This window comes from Chryseobacterium sp. AC405b (assembly GCF_979258685.1).
Genome location: NZ_OZ409877.1, coordinates 329,187 through 348,068, shown reverse-complemented (window position 1 = coordinate 348,068; position 18,882 = coordinate 329,187). Strand labels below are relative to the sequence as shown.

The following is an 18,882-nucleotide window of genomic DNA, read 5'->3' as shown; positions in this document are numbered from 1 at the left end:
TCGGCGGCACCTTTGGTGCCGCCGAAAATATTTAATCATGTAAACCCTGAAGGTTTTCTACACATTATTTTTCCAACTGTTTGTAACTTCTCTGGATGAAGTCTGTCAAATCTTTTCCTTTCAACAAATTTTGAGAAAGCTTAGCCAAATCTAAGGCATATTTAATCAGATTTTCTTTGCTTTCAACATCCTCAGTTTTCAGAATTTGATTCGCAAATTCACTGTTAGAATTGACCACCAAATTATACATTTCCGGGAAACCGCCCATTCCGAACATTCCGCCACCGCCTGTTGCCTGCATATCTTTCATTCTGCGCATAAATTCGGGTTGGGTAATGGTAAACGGTGCATCTGTACTGTCTAAATCCTCAAGCTGAACCGTGAATTTTGTATCTTTAATAGACTCTTCTACGTTTTTCTTCAGCGTTTCTTTTTCCGTTTCATTTAATTTAGAAATCGCTGGTTCATCTTTCTTAATCAAATTATTGATGTGGTCTGCATCTACTCTTGCGAAGGAAATTTTCTCTTTTGAAGTCTCTAATTTCTGAATTAAATGCGGAACAATCGGCGAATCTAAAAGTATCACTTCATATCCTTTATCTTTTGCAGACTGGATGTAAGAATGCTGCTCATCGGCATTGGTAGCATAAAGGATAACCAGATTACCGTCTTTATCAGTTTGAGACGGCTTGATTTTTTCTTCCAATTCATTCCATAGGAAATAGTTTCCGTCTGTTGTAGGGTACAATGCAAATTTGTCAGATTTTTCGAAGAATTTGTCTTCAGAAATCATCCCGTATTCGATAACGATTTTAATGTCGTTCCATTTTTTATTGTAATCTTCACGGTTTTCATTGATTAAAGAGACCATTTTGTCGGCGACTTTTTTCGTAATGTAAGAAGAGATTTTCTTCACCGCACCGTCAGCTTGTAGATAAGAACGCGAAACATTCAACGGAATATCCGGAGAATCAATCACACCTCTCAACAGCATCAAAAAGTCAGGAACAATTCCTTTCACCTCATCCGTTACGAAAACCTGATTTTGATATAACTGAATTTTATCTTTTTCGATGTTTAAACTGTTCGCCAATTTCGGGAAATACAAAACTCCCGTTAAGTTGAAGGGATAATCCACATTTAGATGAATATTAAATAACGGCTCTTCAAACTGCATAGGATACAACTCATGGTAGAACGCTTTGTAATCTTCATCTTTCAATTCACTTGGAGATTTTGTCCAGGCTGGAGTAGGATTGTTAACGATGTTATCCACTTCAATCTTTTCTGCAACGGCATCTTCAGCAGCTCCTTCAGGTAAAGGGAGTGTTTCAGTTTTTGTTCCGAATTTAATAGGAACAGGCATGAATTTGTTGTATTTCGTCAACAACTCACGGATTTTATTTTCTTCTAAAAATTCTGTAGAATCTTCGGCGATGTGAAGGATGATTTCTGTACCTCTGTCAGTTTTTTCAGTAGTTTCTTCTAAAGTAAATTCCGGACTTCCATCACAGATCCAGCGAACTGCAGGATTTTCCTCACGATAAGATTTAGTTAGGATTTCAACTTTTTCAGCCACCATAAAAGCGGAGTAAAAACCTAAACCGAAATGTCCGATAATTCCTGAATCTTTTGCAGAATCTTTATACTTATCTAAGAATTCTTCAGCTCCGGAAAATGCAACCTGATTGATATACTTTTCTACTTCTTCAGCGGTCATTCCCAAACCTTGGTCGATGATGTGAAGTTTTTTGTTTTCTTTATCTATTCTGACCTCGATTTTCGGATTCCCGTAATCTACTTTTGCTTCACCGATGTTGGTTAAATGTTTTAATTTTAAAGTGGCATCAGTGGCATTTGAAATTAATTCTCTTAAAAATATTTCGTGGTCGCTGTACAAAAATTTCTTAATCAGCGGGAAGATATTTTCCACCGAAACATTGATATTTCCTTTTGTCATTTTTTAGATTTTTTAAATTTGATTATGAATTCTCAAAAGGAATACCATTGACCGGAAAGTGACAGATTGGCATTTAAGTATAATGATTATTTGAATATTCTGTTAAAAACCAAAAAAGACAGCCGTTAAGCTGTCTTCTATGTTAATTTCGATCCAACAAATTATTTCTTGTTGTTGATGATTTCTTCTTTTACTTTTGCTTCCAGCTCTTCAGCCAGTTCAGGATTGTCCTTCAGCAAATCTCTTACACCGTCACGACCCTGACCTAATTTAGTTTCGCCATAGCTGAACCAAGAACCGCTTTTCTTTACAATTCCCAAATCAACTGCAGTATCTAAAATTTCACCGGTTTTAGAAACTCCTTCACCATACATAATGTCAAATTCTGCCATTTTAAAAGGTGGAGCAACTTTATTCTTCACAATCTTCACTTTTACACGGCTACCCACTGCTTCATCACCATTTTTAATAGGCGCACTCGCTTTTCTGATATCTACTCTTACTGAAGCGTAAAACTTCAAAGCATTACCACCTGTAGTCGTTTCAGGATTTCCGAACATAACCCCGATTTTTTCTCTCAACTGGTTGATGAAAATCACTGTACATTTTGTTCTTGAAATCGTTGCGGTCAGTTTTCTCAAAGCCTGAGACATCAATCTTGCATGAAGACCCATTTTAGAATCTCCCATTTCGCCTTCAATCTCTGCTTTTGGAGTCAATGCTGCTACGGAGTCAATTACCACAATATCAATCGCCCCTGAACGGATTAAGTTATCGGCAATTTCCAAAGCCTGTTCACCATTATCCGGTTGAGAAATAATCAGATTTTCAAGATCAATTCCTAATTTTCCTGCGTAACCTCTGTCAAAAGCGTGCTCAGCATCAATAAATGCAGCGATTCCGCCTGCTTTCTGAGCTTCTGCGATTGCATGTAAAGTTAATGTTGTTTTACCAGAAGATTCAGGTCCGTAGATCTCAATGATTCTTCCTCTTGGATATCCGCCAACGCCCAAAGCGATGTCTAATCCTAATGATCCGGAAGGGATTACTTCAATCGTAGTGTCAATTGCACTATCTCCCAAAGTCATCACAGTTCCTTTTCCGTATGTTTTATCTAGTTTGTCAAGCACCAATGCAAGTGCTTTTTTCTTATCGTCTAAATTGCTCATTTCGTATTCTTATAATTTATCAAAATTACGGAATTTAAATTTCAAAAGCTAATTTTATTTGTTTCTGGAAATAGTTTTTAGCGTTAAAAAAATGATAAATTTTACCCTTTTAAAAAGTGAAAAATGTTTTATCTAATTTATTTTTTTTTTTTAAAATCTAATGAAAATTTGAACTTTGAGTAACTCTCAAATAATCTTCCAAAACTTTTATCTGATCCTTGTTTCCTTTTTTAATTCTTGCTTCTCTGCTTACTGTAGAATCGTATATTTTATTAATGATTCTTTTAGTAACAGGAAATCCTTTCTTAAAAGGAACATCAGGAATCCGAAGTCTTTTGCACACTTCGTGATCTAATAAATACCAAGTGCAGCAAATGTGCAGATAACGAAGATTTTTTCTTTGAAACGTATATTTTAAAATAGGATTTTCTAGTGACTCATTCAGCAAAGAATGGGCAAGCAAAACCGAATCTTTATCGGATGACGGCTGTATGGATGTCCACAGATAAAAAAGCTCTGTTGCCTCTTTTTTATCGTTTGGTAAAAGTTCTAAAGGTATTCCCAGAAGATAACCCACATATTTCCAAAGGTGAAAATGACCTTTCTCTTCCTCTTCGGAAATGGTGTTTCCTAATTTGTGAAGACTGTGCAGGAAAACCAAACTGAAACCAATGTATGTCGCCATCATATCCCAGGAGTTTATAGGTTCGCCCCAATTTTCTGTATCCCAGTTTTTGTAATGTTTTTTAATAGAAAGTCGTGCGTAAGAATGTATTAATCTGGTTTTAATCGCAAATTCGTAGCCTTTTTTATGAATTTCTAATGCGTCATATCTTGTAACATTCACCCAAAAATCTAAAGTTTCTGAAAGTCTTTTTACAGCACCTTTTTTCAGGGCTTCAGTAGCAATCAATGGTTTGTTGAGATAAGAATAATCGTAGCCGCCAATGAGGCAATAATCCCGGAGAGAAATCAGCGAGTCGATATTGCAACGCATGCAAAGTTCTGCACCTTTTTTTATTAAATTATAATCCAGCCAATCAGGAATCGTCTGGGTTTGACTGAAAAGTTCTTTTACGCTTTCCGGAATTTGATCATTTTCTGAAACTCCTTTTCTGATGTAGTTTTCTATCTCTCGTGATGCTTCACTGTATTTTTTAGTTAAATAAACGTCTTTTACAACCTCGTCACCGATTGCATCAACATGATAAAAGTATTTTGAAAAATTATCAAAATTTTTAAAGCTCACTTCAGCGCCGGAAAAGTCAATCAGCTGTTTTCCGTTTCCTGTCGTCCAAAAATCTTTGAAATGTGTTGAATCTTTAAATCTGGGTTGTAAAAATTTCCTTTCCATGTAATGATAAAAGTAAGGGTTTTAGTTGGGAATCCTGATGAGATTTGTCAGCTGTCATTTAATATTAATTACTTGATACCCTCATTTAATTTAATACTGTCACTTTTAGCTGCTTTGAATATAGTATCATTTTGTATCAAAGGCTTACCTAATGTAAAATTTTTATTTTCTGTAGTATCAATCTCTAAATCAACTACTACTTCTCCTACAGTAGTACATTGTTCCTTAGATTTTCTGCAGCTTACCAAAAATAAAATCAACGAAAAAAAAGAAAGTGTTATTTTATTAGTTCGAGAACTTACAGGAATATGTTTTAAAAATTGGTTTTTAATATTCAGTGAATTCTGGATGTTTAATTGAGAATTGTGAAATCTCCCACAAATTCTTTCATTTTGTTTTTCTTTTAAAATCTCAATAATTTCTTGAGGTTTCTTTTCAGTAAAATCAGTTACGCATTTGTCACATACTGAGCAAAATCTTCCTTGCTCTTTTGGTGACATCGATTCCCAGTTTTCAGCGCAAGGACTTGGAATGTATATATTTTTTACCATCACTATTTTAAAAGCATAAAAAAACCGTTCCAGAATTGAAACGGTTTAAATTTATATAAAATTTTAGAACTAAGCTAAAACTTCTTTTACTTTATTAGCAGCTTCTTCTAAAGTAATAGCCGAGTGTACCGGAAGACCAGACTCGTCAATTAATCTTTTAGCTTCTACAGCATTGGTTCCTTGTAATCTTACAATCAACGGAACGGGAAGACTTCCCATCGCTCTGTAAGCATCTACAACACCCTGAGCAACTCTGTCACATCTTACGATACCTCCGAAGATGTTGATTAAGATTGCTTTTACGTTTGGATCTCTTAAGATGATTCCGAAAGCAGTCTGTACTCTTGCAGCATCCGCAGTACCTCCAACGTCTAGGAAGTTTGCAGGGTTACCACCAGATAATTTAATAATGTCCATAGTTGCCATTGCAAGACCAGCTCCGTTTACCATACAAGCAACGTTACCGTCAAGCTTTACGAAGTTAAGACCAGCTTCACCAGCTTCTACATCAATAGGATCTTCTTCTCTTGTATCTCTCAATGCTTCAAGATCTTTGTGACGGAACAATGAGTTACCATCCAAAGTTACTTTAGCATCTACAGCGATAATTTTGTTATCAGAAGTTTTTAATACAGGGTTGATTTCAAATAAAGAAGCATCAATTCCTACATAAGCATTGTATAAAGAAGTAATGAATTTTGTAAATTCTTTGAAAGCATTACCTTCAAGACCTAGGTTAAAAGCAATTTTTCTAGCCTGGAAACCTTGAAGCCCCAAAGTAGGATCAATTAATTCGTTGTGGATCAAGTGAGGAGTTACTTCAGCAACGTGCTCAATGTCCATACCACCTTCAGTAGAATATACGATTGTATTTTTACCTTCGGCTCTGTCTAAAAGGATAGAAACATAAAATTCTTTAGTTTCGCTTTCTCCTGGATAATATACATCCTCTGCTACCAATACAGAATTTACCAATTTACCTTCAGCAGAAGTCTGAGGTGTGATCAATTGCATTCCGATGATGTTTTGAGCGTTTTCTTTCAATTTATCCATGTTCGGAGAAAACTTTACACCGCCACCTTTACCACGACCACCTGCGTGAATTTGTGCTTTTACAACCCAAGCCTGAGCTCCGGTTTCAGCAGTCAGCTTTTCAGCAGCAGCTACAGCTTCTTCTACGTTGTTTGCAACGTGACCTCGTTGTATTGCTACTCCGTACTTTGATAAAATCTCTTTTGATTGATACTCGTGAAGATTCATATTATTTTATTATTTATTTAAATTTTAATATTTACAAAGATAATAAATTTGAGTAGATTTTCTATACCCCTAATAAAAGTCATTTTACATTTTACAAAAAATATAAATTACGATTTATTTCAGTTATACATTTTATTATTGATGGTTTTGTTTAAAATTGAAAAATATAGAAAGATTTAAAATTTACAATTTAAAATTAATATTGATGATAGTATTACTATTATTTAAAATATAAATTATATATTTGGTGTAATAATTGCTATCGGTATTAATAGCTGTAAAATCTAAAGTGATCTGTAAAAATGGAATTTCAATTAAAATTTAAAGTCAATGAAAATCTCTATCTCAGAGATCCCGAGAATAGTGAAATAGGAAAAGCTATCGTGAAACATTCGATTGAGTTGATTTATGAGATGGGTTTTGAGAATTTCACCTTCAAAAAGCTGGCGCAGAAAATAAATTCAACTGAAGCAACAGTTTACAGATATTTTTCATCAAAACACAAATTGCTTACTTATATTCTCAATTGGTACTGGTCGTATATTGAGTTTATTTCTAAACTCAGGCTCTCGGAAATGAAATTTCCTAAAGAAAAAATTGAAGTAATTCTGGAGATCATTACTCATCAGAATAAAACTGAGGATAAAATTGAAGATTATAATCTTTCAAAACTTCACGCAATTGTCATTTCAGAAAGCAGCAAATCGTATTTGGTAAAAGAAGTGGACGAAATTAATAAAGAGTTGGTTTTTAATCCTTTAAAAAGTTTCTGTAATTTTTTTGGCGAAGTAATTTCTGAAGCCAAACCAGATTTTCCTTATCCGAAGTCTTTTGCGAGCACCCTTTTGGAGACTGCACACGATCAGCAGTTTTTTAGTGAGCATTTGCCAAAACTTACAGACAATCATATTGATCAGATCGATCATAAAAAATATGTATTAGAATATTTGAGACACATTACTTTTATTATCATTAAATAACAATTGATGGAAACTACGACGCCCAAACAACACGGTAATAATCTTTTTAAATACGTTACCAAAGAAAAAAAAGATGTTACGAATATCTATTTTTATGCAATACTTAATGGTTTGGTACAACTTAGTGTTCCGTTAGGAATACAGTCTATTGTCAGCTTTGTAATGGGAGCTACAATGGCGACCTCTATCTATATTCTGATCATTTTTGTGGTCATCGGAACCTGGCTTGTAGGGTATTTCAAATTGAAAGTAATGCAGATTATCGAGAAAATACAGCAGAAGATTTTTTTTGAATTTTCTATTGCTTTTGCAGAAAAACTACCCAAAGTAAACCTAAGTGATACCAGAAAATATTATCTACCGGAACTCGTAAACCGTTTTTTTGATACCCAGAATTTACAGAAAGGAATCTCAAAGATACTTTTGGAAATTCCGACAGCCATTATTCAGATTTTATTTGGCATTCTGCTGCTTTCGTTTTATCATCCCTGGTTTTTGATGTTCGGGGCGCTTGTAATCATTTGCGTGATTATTATTTTTAGATTTACGATGGAAAGCGGAATTCAATCCAGTCTTGAAGAAAGTGAAAAAAAATATGAAGTAGCATCGTGGATTGAAGATATTGCATCTGCGATCAAAACTTTTAAAATCAATTCTAAAACCGATGTACATCTTTCAGGTGTTGATGAGCGGGTTGTAGATTACCTGAATTTCAGAACTTCCCATTTTCGGGTTTTGGTGGTGCAGTACAAAACGATTATTGCCTTCAAAGTAATTATTACGCTCGTGATGCTGGTAATAGGAACATACCTTTTGGTTAATCAGCAGCTCAATATTGGTGCATTCATCGCAACAGAAATTGTAGTTCTAAGTATTATGGCAGCGGTAGAAAAATTGATCATCAGTTTAGAAAGTTACTATGACGTCATTGCTGCCCTTGCAAAGCTAAATAAAGTGACAGATCTGCCCGAAGAAAACAATGGAGAGATTATTTTGGAAGGTCATCATCAAGGTTTAGAATTAGAATTCAAAGAGGTAAACTTTGCTTTTAATGAGCATCAAAGTATTTTGAATAATATCAACTTTAAAGTTTCTGAAAATTCTTTAACGGTCATCTCCGGAAAATTAGGAGCAGGAAAATCACTTTTACTCAACATGATTACAGGCTTTTACGAACCAACATCAGGATCTGTGCTTTTTGATAAAATACCCCTCAAAAATATTGATAAAACAGAATTGAGAAACCAAATTGGTTTATATCTCGAGGATATGACCATTATTAAAAGTACGGTACAGGAAAATATTATTTTAGGAAATAAAGATATAAGCCCGGAAAGTATACTCGAACTCGCTGATGAAATAGGGATTGATAATATTTCAAGTCAGTTCAGTGCAGGATTTTACACAGAATTAAGTGAGACAGATACAGAAATTTCATTCAGTTCGAAGAAGAAAATTTTACTGCTCAGAGCATTGTTGGGTAACAAAAGACTACTTGTGTTAGAAGATCCTCTTGATGGGATGAATGACGAATTCAGAAACAAAATGCTTCTGTACCTCAATAAAATTAAAAAAAATACTACCGTTATTATAGCCTCTCAGGATCAGACTCTTATGCAGCTTGCAGATCAGCGTCTTCATCTTCAGAATGGAACTTTAGAAATCGTTTAATCAAAGATTTTAAAAATGAAACTGCAATCATACGACAGAATATATCAAATCAATAAAAAAACAAAGGTAAAAAGATGGTTTCTCTTCATCTTTCTGGCAGGAATCATTGTTCTGTTTTTACCCTGGACTCAAAATATAAAAGTGAAAGGGAATGTAAGTACACTGTATCAGGATCAGCGACCTCAGCAATTAAATTCTCCTATTCCCGGCAGAATTATTAAATGGAACGTCAAAAACGGAGATTACGTTAAAAAAGGTGACACATTAATGCAACTCTCTGAAGTGAAAGAAGATTATTTGGATCCTCTTCTGGTACAAAGAACCGAGCAGCAGGCAGATGCTAAAAAAGGGGTAAGAGATTATTATGAAGCCAAAATAGGAACTACAAACAGTCAGCTTGATGCAATCAACTCATCACGAGATCTTAAACTCAATCAGCTGAAAATTAAAATAAGTCAGCTCAATAATAAACTTCAGGGTGAAGAAGCAGAGCTTGCTGCTGCCAATAACGAATTGAAATTAAGTGAAGATCAATACGCCAGACAAAAAAAAATGTATGATGAAGGACTTGTTTCTCTTACTCAGTTTCAGCAGCGAAGCGTATCTTTTCAGAATGCAGCAGCGAAAAAAACATCTGCTGAAAATAAGGTTGCCCAAACCAGACAGGAAATGATGAATGTAAGCATTGAACAAAATGCCACCATTCAGGATTATACCGAAAAACTGAGTAAAATAGAAGGCGAACGTTTTCAGAGTATGGGACAGATAGAGGGAAGTGATGGTGAAATTGCCAAACTTCAAAATCAGGTAGCCAATTATCGCGCAAGACAGGGTTTATACTTTATTCTGGCTTCTCAGGACGGACAAATTGTGCAGATCAACAAAGCTGGTATTGGTGAAATTCTTAAAGACGGTGAAAACATTGCCACTATCGTTCCTGATAAAGTTGACTATGCAGTAGAAATCTACATTAAACCTGTCGATCTGCCTCTTATAAAAGAAGGGCAGAGAGTGATGTGTATTTTCGACGGTTTCCCGGCAATCGTATTTTCCGGATGGCCCAATTCCAGCTACGGAACTTTTGCAGGGAAAGTAATTGCCGTAGAAAATAATATTAGCACCAATGGGCTTTTCAAAGCGTTGGTTATAGAAGATAAAAATGAAAAACAATGGCCTCCGAAAATAAAAATAGGAACCGGTGTGCAAGGTATTGCTATTCTGAATGACGTTCCGGTCTGGTACGAATTATGGCGAAACATCAATGGTTTCCCACCGGATTATTATGAAGTGAAAAAGGAAAAATCTACAGAGAATGAAAAAGCAAAATAGGGTATGGCTGACCGTTGTGGCAATCTTTCTTTTTCAGTTTTCGTTTGGACAGGATTCTTTGAGGCTTTCTCATCAGGAATTTCTCGAAATCGTAAAAAGATACCATCCACTGGCATTTAAATACCAACTTCAAAATAAAATCGCCGAAGCTGAGATTACCAAAGCCAGAGGAAATTTTGATCCTGTACTTTCTGGTAAGTTGGGCGAAAAAAATATTGATGGTACGAGGTATTATGAACAAAAAAACATAGAACTGGATATTCCGACCTGGTACGGTATCAACATCAATGGAGCTTACAATTATCTGGACGGAGAAAAACTGAATAACAGCGATACAAAAGGTGGTTTGGCTCAATTTGGCGTTACTGTTCCGCTTGCCAAAAATTTGTTGTATGATAAACGCAGAGCAATGCTGGATCAGGCAAAATTTGCTTTGAAAATGACAGAGGCGGAGCAGGTTGTTCTGACTAACGAGTTACTTTTGGAAGCAGAAAATACGTTTTGGGAATGGGTGAAAAACTATGAAGTTTATGATCTTCAAAGAAAAGCGGTACAGATTAATTTTGAGAGATTAGAACTGACAAAAAAAACGTATAATTACGGTGAAAGACCTGCAATAGATACCGTAGAAGCGGTTTCGCAACTTCAGAGTTTCCAGTTGCAGGAAAGAGATGCGTATCTTAATTTTGTGAAAAGCACACAAGATCTGCAGCTTTTTTTATGGAAAGATAATCAGGAATTGTACGAAATTTCAGAGCTCATTTTTCCTTCAACTCGTCTTGATGAGCATAAAGGCTATAACGATTTTGAATTCTTGGTGCAGGACATACAGACGAAACAGCTCAATAATCACGCTTCACTTCAATACTATTTTCAGAAACAAAATATTTTAGAAAGCGAAAGAAGGCTTAAGTTGCAGAACTTTCTTCCCAAAATAGATTTCACCTACAATTTTTTTAATAAAGAAAATTACCGTGCAGAATATCTGCCATTGTTCGATCATAATTTTCAGTACGGCATCAAATTAGAAATTCCCATATTTCAAAGAGAAGCCAGAGCAGACTATCAAATTGCAAAGCTGAAAATCGCACAAAACCAACAGGATGTACAGCTGAAAACGAGAGAAATCAATACAAAAATTGAATCCTACAAGAATGAAGTTTTAAATTACCATCTGCAAATCGAGTTAGCTACCAATAATCTCAAAAATTATCAGAAACTTCTGAATGCCGAAGAAATAAGATACAGCAACGGAGAAAGTTCTCTGTTTCTTATCAATTCCCGCGAAAACAAATTAATTGAAGCTCGTGAAAAAAATATTGAACTAAAAGCTAAATTCCTGAAAAGCTATAATAAATTGAAATGGCTCAACGAGAATTTTAGATTTTAACCAAAATTTTTTTATGATGAAAAAATTAAATTCTATTTTTTGCAAAATAAAAAATCAACATCAGCCAACTCAGAATCATCAACAATCCTCCAAGAGGAGTAATCGGTCCTAAAAACTTCAGGTTTGCTCCCAGATAATCCTGTAAACTTAAACCATAGATACTGAATGAGAAAAGTATTGTTCCTGCAATCATAAAAATGGAAATCCATTTTTGAGATGAGGTGTCAAATTTTAAAATGTAGCCGACAATTAGTAAAAAGAATGCAGCGTACATTTGGTATCTTACGCCAGTTTCAAAACTTTCCAGTCTTTCCACAGATAATATTTTCTTTAAAGCGTGCGCTCCGAAAGCTCCCAAGATAACGGATAACATGCCATAAGCGGCACCGAAGATTAAAGTAATTGTTTTCATTTTATAATTTGATTTATTTCCAATTGGTTTTAAAACTTCCATCTTCGTTAAACAACTTATGAATTTCACAAACAGGATGGTTTGGATTCTTAATATCAAAGTCGCCTAATTGTGTTGCGTGTTTAATTGCAGTTGATAATTTAGATTGCAAAGAAGTGTAAATATCAGAATTATTCTTTTTATAAAATTTCTCTGTTTTTTCATAAGCAGAAAATTCTTTTTTCAAATCTTTTCCTGTTTCATCGCAATCTTTATAATTCTTTTTTGAATATTTAAAATGGAGATATAGCCAATATTCAAAACAAGTATTTACAACCAAGATTTCTACATTTTTAAGTTTAGATAGTTCTGTATAATATCTTACAAACTCTTCACTTCGTTTTTCATCGCCTTTTTTGCATTCTCTTGATTCTCGTTCAATAACATCATAATCTACAATCCAAAAAACTTTATCATAAACATCAGCCAAATCTTTAACATAATCATACTGTTTCTTTAGAGAAGACTTAAGGCTTAGTTCAGGTTTAATATTGACAATCAGATTTTCAATTTGTTTTAACATTTGAAAATACCATTTCTCACAATCGCCATCTCCTACAATTGCGAAAGTCTTCTTTCCCTTGCTGAAAAAAGATTTCCTATTCCCCATCTTCTAAATCAATATAGTAATCTCCTAAATTCGGAACACCTCCTAATTTTCCGGATTTATAAGCATTAAGAACATTTGAAGTGTCTCTCACAACCGATGAATCAAAATGAGATAAAGAATATAGTTCAGTTGCAGAATCTTTGTTTTTTTCAGTAAACCAAATTGCGTCGTCACGAAAAATGTCCTTGTTATCTAAAATTTCTCTATTATGCGTTGTTGCAATAAGCTGTGAATTTTTTGAATTTAATAAAAATGTTAATAGAAAATGATTAAATAAATCTGGATGTAGAGAAGTTTCTAACTCATCAATTAATGCAATAATTGGGAGGTAAGAATTTTCTAATAACATGAAAAGATAAGTCATTAATGAAAAATATTTTTGTGTACCAACTGATTCGCTGGAGAAAGGAAGAATAAAGTTTTTATTATTTACATTATGTACAAATTCTATTTCATAAAAATTACTTTTACTTTCGTTTTGTTCTAGAGAATTTAAATTGATAGAACTAATTCCAAAATCAGCTTTATTCAGAACTTTTAAAACATGTTTCATGTTAAATCGCTCCTCAGAAATAGTTTTAGATGTGAAATGCTCAAAACCAATGATAGTTTCAAAAAATGGCATTTGACAAAGTTTAATCCAATCTGAAAATTCTTTAAGTTCAAAAAATTCAACATTTGCTTTTAAAAATCCTCCTACGACTGTATTGTTCCAGAGTGTAAATATTTCAAGATTTTCCTCAATGTGTTTTTTTTTGGAAATTTTACTTCCTAATTTAATTGACGTTAATTCTTTTTTTTCATTTGTATTCCTTTCAAAAACAACTGCTTTATTAGGATTAAAGTTTAGAAGCCTCTCTCTAATAATACAATTTTTATTGAGTATAACTTCGTAAAAATATCTTATTCCATTTTGAACAAAATCCAACTCAAATTTAGTATTCTGTTTTGGAGTTTTTTCGTCAAAAAGAAAAGGCTCAAAATCAAATTTTTCTGTTTTATTATCAAATGGCTTTGTACAAATTATTCTTAAAAAGTTCAAAGCTTTTAAAACTGTGGTTTTCCCTGAAGCATTTGCACCATAAATCAAAGCCAATTTATTAAGGCGCAAACCTTTTATGGGCTCAATAATATAATAATCTTCTAAATGATCAGATTTATTGGCTAAAAAAGATAAAGTCTGTTTTTCTTTTATTGATCCAAAATTTTCTACACTGAAATTAATTATCATTTTTTATTTCGTTTTTGTAAATCGTTTACAAATTTACAGATAAAAATTCATTTATTGATTCTTTCTCAGTCTGTTAAATTCCGTAATCACCTCATGATGCGTCACCGTTTTATCTTTAAAGTAAGTCACAAAATGTTGTTTCTCCTCTTCTGTTGCTCCCATTTGATTTAAAATATTAAATAAATGCATTTTCATATGACCTTTTTGGATTCCTGTGGTTACCAAAGATCTTAAAGCACCAAAATTCTGAGCTAAACCTGAAACTGCCAAAATACTCATTAATTCCTGGGCGGAAGGTTTCCCCAATAATGCTAAAGAGAATTTTACCAAAGGATGAAGATTCGTTAAACCACCCACAACGCCTACGGAAATCGGGAGATCAATCCAGAATCTGAAAATTCCGTTATCGATTGTACAATGCGTTAATGAAGAATATTTTCCGTCTTTTGCAGCATAAGCGTGTGCGCAGGCTTCCGTCGCACGGAAATCGTTTCCTGTAGCAATTACCACTGCATCAACACCGTTCATAATTCCTTTATTATGCGTCGTTGCGCGGAAAGGTTCAATTTCTGCAATCGTTACCGCCTGTTTAAATTTTCTTGCAAATTCTTCATTAGAAATTCCGCTGTCGTCTTTCAGATCTTCAATTTTACATGAAACTTCTGCTCTCACAATACAATCCGGAGTAAAATTAGAAAGAATATTCATCACCACCTGCAAAGAGTCTTTTTCATCCTTCGTGAAACTTTCTTCTAATGAAACCTGCTCTTTTAAAGTTTTACCAAATTGCTCAAGACAAGAATTGATAAAGTTGGCACCCATAGAATCTACTGTATCAAAACTTGCTTTAAGCTGATAATAATTGGGCATTTCCGCAGTTTTGTCTACCAGTTTTATTTCCAAAATTCCACCACCACGATTTCTCATGTTTGCTGTGATGCTTTCTGTGGCTTCAAATAATTTTTTCTTTAATTTAAAATTAAAAAAATGCTGAAGTTTGTGAGATTCTACATCAATAATGAAATGAGTGTGACCTAGTTTTTTTGTGTTGATAATGGTGGTCTTAAAACCTCCTTTATCGATCCAGAATTTTGCTGCTTTTGAAGCTGCTGCAACCACCGAGCTTTCTTCAACTGCCATTGGCAGAGCCAATAATTTTCCGTCAATCAGAAAATTAGGAGCAATTCCGTAGGGCATATAAAAATTGGAAATGGTGTTTTCAGAAAACTCATCATGAAGTTTCTGAAGATCCGCATTTTCGTTCCAGTATTGATTGAGTATATTTTGATAATCTGTGTTTCCTTCGAGATATTCATTGACAAGCCAATCAATTTTCCCCTGTTTGGTCAGTTTAGAAAAACCTTCTACCGGTTGATGATTCATAGATACGTTATTTTTGATAGATAAAAGTGGAATCGACCGTTTACGATTTCACGCATAAATTAATGATGGTAAATATAGTAAATTTGCTTTGGAAGTTTGTGGATAAGTTTGTTTAAAAAAGGGTGATATTTCTCAATTTTGGACATAGTTTTGTATAGTAAATTGTATCTTTATCATCAATTCCAACTACAATAAATGAATTTTGACCGCCTGAAAGAAAAGTTAGAAATCCTTGCCGATGCTGCGAAATATGACGTATCATGTTCATCAAGTGGAGGTTCAAGGAAAAACAAAAAAGGCGCTTTGGGAGATAGTTCTGCAAGCGGAATTTGTCATACCTATACCGAAGACGGGCGTTGTGTTTCTCTGCTTAAAGTTCTTTTGACCAATCACTGTATTTACGATTGCGCTTACTGTGTTTCGCGAAGTTCAAATGATATTAAAAGAGCCGCTTTTACGGTAGAAGAGGTGGTTGATTTAACGATCAATTTTTACCGCAGAAATTATATTGAAGGATTGTTTTTGAGTTCAGGAATTTTTAAAAACGCAGATACAACCATGGAACGTTTGGTGCGTGTTGCCAAAAAACTTCGTCTGGAAGAAAATTTTAACGGATATATTCATTTAAAGTCAATTCCGGGAGCAAGTGACATTTTGATGCAGGAAGCGGCTTTGTATGCAGACCGACTTTCCATCAATATTGAAATTCCGACTGAAAGTGGTTTGAAATTATTGGCTCCTGAGAAAAACCGTCAGGATATGCTCAATCCGATGAAGTATATTCAATCCGGAATTACTCAATATAAAGAAGAAAAGAAAATTTTCAGAAAAGTTCCGAAGTTTGCTCCGGCTGGTCAGTCTACACAAATGATTGTAGGCGCAACCAATGAAAACGATTTACAGATCATCAAAGTTGCCGATCATTTTTACAAAAATTACAATCTTAAAAGAGTATATTATTCGGGTTACGTTCCGGTTTTGGAAGATAGTAGATTGCCTGCATTGACGACGGCAGTTCCGATGCTTAGGGAAAATCGTCTGTATCAGTCGGATTGGCTGATGAGGTTTTACGGTTTTAAAGCAGATGAGATTTTAGATCCACATATGCCGTTTCTGGATTTGGAAGTTGATCCCAAATTGAGTTGGGCTTTGCGACATCTTGATCAGTTTCCTGTCAATCTTCAGAGTGCAGACTATCAGATGATTCTTCGTATTCCAGGAATTGGGGTAAAGACTGCATTGAAAATAGTTTCAGCGAGACGTTTTCAGGTTTTAACAATTGATCATTTGAAAAAACTGGGAGCAGCGGTAAACCGAGCAAAATATTTTATAGATTTTAATGCAGGAAATGTTTTTCTGAGACATTTAACTGATCTGAATTTGAAAAAATTACTGATTGGAGGAAGTACTTCTAAATTTCAGGATCAGTTTTCGCAGCAATTGACGCTTTTTTGAATTTTAAACCCAAGTTTAAATTTTTTTTAAGAGAATCATTAATTCTTCTTTAAAATTTATAAAAAAAATTAACATTTGTTTTGTCATTCCGGAGGAATCTCAACTGTAATAGCCAATAAACAGGCTAGATTCCTCCGTAATGACAAATTCAGTGGATAAAAATATATAAATGACTACCTTACTCTACGACGGCAGTTTCGACGGACTTTTTACCGCAATATTCGAAGTTTTCGAGTATAAGTATAAAGATGTTGAGATTTTTTCAAAAGTAAGATTTCATCAGGAAAATATATTTGCAGAAATTCATGAAGTGATTACACAACAAGAGAAATCTGAAAGAGTTTTAAATAAATTAGAAGATAATATTGGCAAGTCGGGCATTCATGAATTGGTGAAAGTTTTCTTGTCGGAAGAGGCAGATTCAGAACAAATCATTTTGTCTGCCGTAAGACAGTCGATTAAACATCCCAAAGAAAATATTCTTCAAAATTATGCAGATCAGGATATTTTGAGAATAGCTAAAATTTCAAAATCGGTCAGTAGGGAACGGCATCGTATGACGGCTTTCGTCAGATTTGAAAAAATGCAGGATGAGGTTTTTTTTGCGAAAATTGATCCGGATTTTAATGTTTTGCCTTTGATCAGGAAACATTTCAAAGACCGTTATCAGGATCAGAAATGGATGATCTATGATCTGAGAAGAAACTACGGAATTCTTTATGATCTGGAAACCTGCGATTTCTTTTATCCCGAAGAGAAAATAGATCTGAATAAATATCAGCAGAAATTTCATGACGAGGAGAAAAACTATCAGACACTTTGGCAACGCTATTTCACAAAAACAAATATTATGGAAAGGAAAAATTTAAAATTACATATTCAGCATGTTCCCAAAAGGTATTGGAAGTATTTAACGGAAAAGACTTGATGAAAAATGTAGTTTTATGTTTCATAAATTAATATTGTAAATGATTTCTAAAACAATTTGATTTTAAATTTACAGGATACTAAAGGATGAAAAGTATTAGCAAGATACTGCCGTTATCTGAACTTGTTTTTGTAAATTTGTGTTTGAAATTTTTAACTAAATGAAAGAAAGTGCTGTAAAAAAAATTGCAGTTCTCACTTCCGGAGGAGACTCTCCGGGGATGAACGCAGCATTAAGAGCGGTTGTAAGAACTGCGAATTATTACAATATCGAATGTTACGGAGTGAGAGAAGGCTACAATGGTCTTATTCATGATGATTTCCTGAAAATGGGACCTCGTTCTGTGAAAAATATAATCAACCAAGGCGGAACTATTCTGAAATCTGCCCGTTCTAAAGAGTTTATGACCAAAGAAGGTCGCCAGAAAGCTTATGACAATTGTGTGAAATACGGAATTGAAGCATTGGTGTGTATCGGCGGTGACGGAACTTTTACCGGCGCGAAAATCTTTTACGAAGAATTCGGGATTAAAGTGATTGGTGTTCCCGGAACAATTGATAATGATATCTTCGGGACAGACAACACGATTGGTTACGACACTGCTTTGAATACAGCAATGGATGCGATCGATAAAATACGTGATACTGCGACTTCTCACAACAGGGTTTTCTTTGTTGAGGTGATGGGTCGTGATGCAGGTTTTATTGCTTTAAACAGCGGATTGGCAACCGGAGCTTTGGATATTTTGATTCCTGAGAAAAAAGACAGTATGGATGAGTTGTTTGCCAACTTCAGAAATGCAGAAAAAACAGGAAAAGCATCAAGCATTGTTGTGGTAGCCGAAGGTGAAAAATTAGCCAATATCTATGAACTGGCTGAGCAAACTAAGGTAGAGTTTCCGGAATATGATATTCGTGTGGCTATTTTAGGCCATATACAAAGAGGCGGATCACCAAGCTGTGCCGACAGAGTTTTAGCGAGCAGACTGGGTTATGGTGCCGTGACCGGATTGATGGATGGACAAAACAATGTGATGGCAGGAATGCGCTCAAACGACATTGTCTATACACCCATTGAAGAAGCCATCAAAAAACACAACGAAATCAATAAAGATCTTTTACTGATTTCAGAAATTTTAGCAATCTAATATTTTATATAAT

At 34.4% G+C, this 18,882-nt stretch carries 16 protein-coding genes; 7 read left to right on the top strand and 9 right to left on the bottom strand.

Annotated elements, in window-relative coordinates; translation table 11 throughout:
* Positions 1-64: 64 nt before the first annotated feature.
* The 5 genes from htpG to sucC form a co-directional block, all read right to left on the bottom strand.
* Positions 65-1,960 (bottom strand): molecular chaperone HtpG, encoded by a 1,896-nt coding sequence (htpG, locus tag ACZZZA_RS01705; RefSeq protein ID WP_463429537.1) that lies wholly within the window; start codon positions 1,958-1,960, stop codon positions 65-67.
* 161 nt (positions 1,961-2,121) lie between these two features.
* Complete coding sequence (gene recA, locus ACZZZA_RS01700) at positions 2,122-3,129, bottom strand: recombinase RecA (protein ID WP_463429536.1); 1,008 nt, start codon at positions 3,127-3,129, stop codon at positions 2,122-2,124.
* Between the two features lie 157 nt (positions 3,130-3,286).
* Positions 3,287-4,483: an oxygenase MpaB family protein gene (locus tag ACZZZA_RS01695; RefSeq protein WP_463429535.1), complete on the bottom strand. Its 1,197-nt coding sequence runs from the start codon at positions 4,481-4,483 to the stop codon at positions 3,287-3,289.
* Between the two features lie 68 nt (positions 4,484-4,551).
* Positions 4,552-5,034 carry a hypothetical protein gene (locus ACZZZA_RS01690; protein ID WP_463429534.1) on the bottom strand — a complete coding sequence of 161 codons (483 nt, stop codon included), beginning with the start codon at positions 5,032-5,034 and terminating at the stop codon, positions 4,552-4,554.
* 69 nt (positions 5,035-5,103) lie between these two features.
* The gene (sucC, locus tag ACZZZA_RS01685) at positions 5,104-6,294 is read right to left on the bottom strand and encodes an ADP-forming succinate--CoA ligase subunit beta (RefSeq protein WP_229983644.1); all 1,191 of its coding nucleotides are present in this window, start codon (positions 6,292-6,294) and stop codon (positions 5,104-5,106) included.
* A 302-nt stretch (positions 6,295-6,596) separates the two neighbouring features.
* On the opposite strand from sucC, the gene ACZZZA_RS01680 reads away from it, so the two are divergent.
* From ACZZZA_RS01680 to ACZZZA_RS01665, 4 genes are read left to right on the top strand one after another with little or no spacing between them, the layout of a single operon-like run.
* Positions 6,597-7,274, top strand: a complete 678-nt coding sequence (locus ACZZZA_RS01680; protein ID WP_463429533.1) for a TetR/AcrR family transcriptional regulator — start codon at positions 6,597-6,599, stop codon at positions 7,272-7,274.
* A 6-nt stretch (positions 7,275-7,280) separates the two neighbouring features.
* Entirely contained in the window at positions 7,281-8,945 is a 1,665-nt protein-coding gene (locus ACZZZA_RS01675; RefSeq protein ID WP_463429532.1) for a peptidase domain-containing ABC transporter, read from the top strand.
* A 15-nt stretch (positions 8,946-8,960) separates the two neighbouring features.
* Positions 8,961-10,274 carry an HlyD family secretion protein gene (locus ACZZZA_RS01670; RefSeq protein WP_463429531.1) on the top strand — a complete coding sequence of 438 codons (1,314 nt, stop codon included), beginning with the start codon at positions 8,961-8,963 and terminating at the stop codon, positions 10,272-10,274.
* Positions 10,258-11,664 carry a TolC family protein gene (locus tag ACZZZA_RS01665; protein WP_463429530.1) on the top strand — a complete coding sequence of 469 codons (1,407 nt, stop codon included), beginning with the start codon at positions 10,258-10,260 and terminating at the stop codon, positions 11,662-11,664. Before ACZZZA_RS01670 ends, ACZZZA_RS01665 begins: the two co-directional genes overlap by 17 nt.
* 25 nt (positions 11,665-11,689) lie before the next feature.
* On the opposite strand, the gene ACZZZA_RS01660 is transcribed toward ACZZZA_RS01665, so the two are convergent.
* Genes ACZZZA_RS01660 through ACZZZA_RS01645 form a run of 4 tightly spaced genes read right to left on the bottom strand, consistent with a single transcriptional unit; the run spans position 11,690 to position 15,339 of the window.
* Positions 11,690-12,076, bottom strand: a complete 387-nt coding sequence (locus ACZZZA_RS01660; protein WP_463429529.1) for a DUF423 domain-containing protein — start codon at positions 12,074-12,076, stop codon at positions 11,690-11,692.
* A 13-nt stretch (positions 12,077-12,089) separates the two neighbouring features.
* Positions 12,090-12,725 carry an RloB family protein gene (locus ACZZZA_RS01655; protein ID WP_463429528.1) on the bottom strand — a complete coding sequence of 212 codons (636 nt, stop codon included), beginning with the start codon at positions 12,723-12,725 and terminating at the stop codon, positions 12,090-12,092.
* Positions 12,715-13,956: an AAA family ATPase gene (locus ACZZZA_RS01650; RefSeq protein ID WP_463429527.1), complete on the bottom strand. Its 1,242-nt coding sequence runs from the start codon at positions 13,954-13,956 to the stop codon at positions 12,715-12,717. The genes ACZZZA_RS01655 and ACZZZA_RS01650 overlap by 11 nt, the downstream gene beginning before the upstream one ends.
* A gap of 51 nt (positions 13,957-14,007) precedes the next feature.
* Complete coding sequence (locus ACZZZA_RS01645; protein ID WP_463429526.1) at positions 14,008-15,339, bottom strand: hydroxymethylglutaryl-CoA reductase, degradative; 1,332 nt, start codon at positions 15,337-15,339, stop codon at positions 14,008-14,010.
* Positions 15,340-15,534: 195 nt separating this feature from the next.
* On the opposite strand from ACZZZA_RS01645, the gene ACZZZA_RS01640 reads away from it, so the two are divergent.
* The 3 genes from ACZZZA_RS01640 to pfkA all read left to right on the top strand — a co-directional run bounded on the left by ACZZZA_RS01640 (position 15,535) and on the right by pfkA (position 18,869).
* On the top strand, positions 15,535-16,794 hold the full coding sequence (locus ACZZZA_RS01640; protein WP_463429525.1) for a putative DNA modification/repair radical SAM protein: 1,260 nt from the start codon (positions 15,535-15,537) through the stop codon (positions 16,792-16,794).
* A 169-nt stretch (positions 16,795-16,963) separates the two neighbouring features.
* Positions 16,964-17,722: a TIGR03915 family putative DNA repair protein gene (locus ACZZZA_RS01635; protein WP_463429524.1), complete on the top strand. Its 759-nt coding sequence runs from the start codon at positions 16,964-16,966 to the stop codon at positions 17,720-17,722.
* A 160-nt stretch (positions 17,723-17,882) separates the two neighbouring features.
* On the top strand, positions 17,883-18,869 hold the full coding sequence (gene pfkA / locus ACZZZA_RS01630; RefSeq protein WP_463429523.1) for a 6-phosphofructokinase: 987 nt from the start codon (positions 17,883-17,885) through the stop codon (positions 18,867-18,869).
* Positions 18,870-18,882: the final 13 nt, after the last annotated feature.

Excerpts from the sequence above, each read along its gene's own strand:
- htpG (WP_463429537.1), bottom strand. The coding sequence starts at position 1,960 with ATGACAAAAGGAAATATCAATGTTTCGGTGGAAAATATCTTCCCGCTG.
- recA (WP_463429536.1), bottom strand. The coding sequence starts at position 3,129 with ATGAGCAATTTAGACGATAAGAAAAAAGCACTTGCATTGGTGCTTGAC.
- ACZZZA_RS01695 (WP_463429535.1), bottom strand. The coding sequence starts at position 4,483 with ATGGAAAGGAAATTTTTACAACCCAGATTTAAAGATTCAACACATTTC.
- ACZZZA_RS01690 (WP_463429534.1), bottom strand. The coding sequence starts at position 5,034 with ATGGTAAAAAATATATACATTCCAAGTCCTTGCGCTGAAAACTGGGAA.
- sucC (WP_229983644.1), bottom strand. The coding sequence starts at position 6,294 with ATGAATCTTCACGAGTATCAATCAAAAGAGATTTTATCAAAGTACGGA.
- ACZZZA_RS01680 (WP_463429533.1), top strand. The coding sequence starts at position 6,597 with ATGGAATTTCAATTAAAATTTAAAGTCAATGAAAATCTCTATCTCAGA.
- ACZZZA_RS01675 (WP_463429532.1), top strand. The coding sequence starts at position 7,281 with ATGGAAACTACGACGCCCAAACAACACGGTAATAATCTTTTTAAATAC.
- ACZZZA_RS01670 (WP_463429531.1), top strand. The coding sequence starts at position 8,961 with ATGAAACTGCAATCATACGACAGAATATATCAAATCAATAAAAAAACA.
- ACZZZA_RS01665 (WP_463429530.1), top strand. The coding sequence starts at position 10,258 with ATGAAAAAGCAAAATAGGGTATGGCTGACCGTTGTGGCAATCTTTCTT.
- ACZZZA_RS01660 (WP_463429529.1), bottom strand. The coding sequence starts at position 12,076 with ATGAAAACAATTACTTTAATCTTCGGTGCCGCTTATGGCATGTTATCC.
- ACZZZA_RS01655 (WP_463429528.1), bottom strand. The coding sequence starts at position 12,725 with ATGGGGAATAGGAAATCTTTTTTCAGCAAGGGAAAGAAGACTTTCGCA.
- ACZZZA_RS01650 (WP_463429527.1), bottom strand. The coding sequence starts at position 13,956 with ATGATAATTAATTTCAGTGTAGAAAATTTTGGATCAATAAAAGAAAAA.
- ACZZZA_RS01645 (WP_463429526.1), bottom strand. The coding sequence starts at position 15,339 with ATGAATCATCAACCGGTAGAAGGTTTTTCTAAACTGACCAAACAGGGG.
- ACZZZA_RS01640 (WP_463429525.1), top strand. The coding sequence starts at position 15,535 with ATGAATTTTGACCGCCTGAAAGAAAAGTTAGAAATCCTTGCCGATGCT.
- ACZZZA_RS01635 (WP_463429524.1), top strand. The coding sequence starts at position 16,964 with ATGACTACCTTACTCTACGACGGCAGTTTCGACGGACTTTTTACCGCA.
- pfkA (WP_463429523.1), top strand. The coding sequence starts at position 17,883 with ATGAAAGAAAGTGCTGTAAAAAAAATTGCAGTTCTCACTTCCGGAGGA.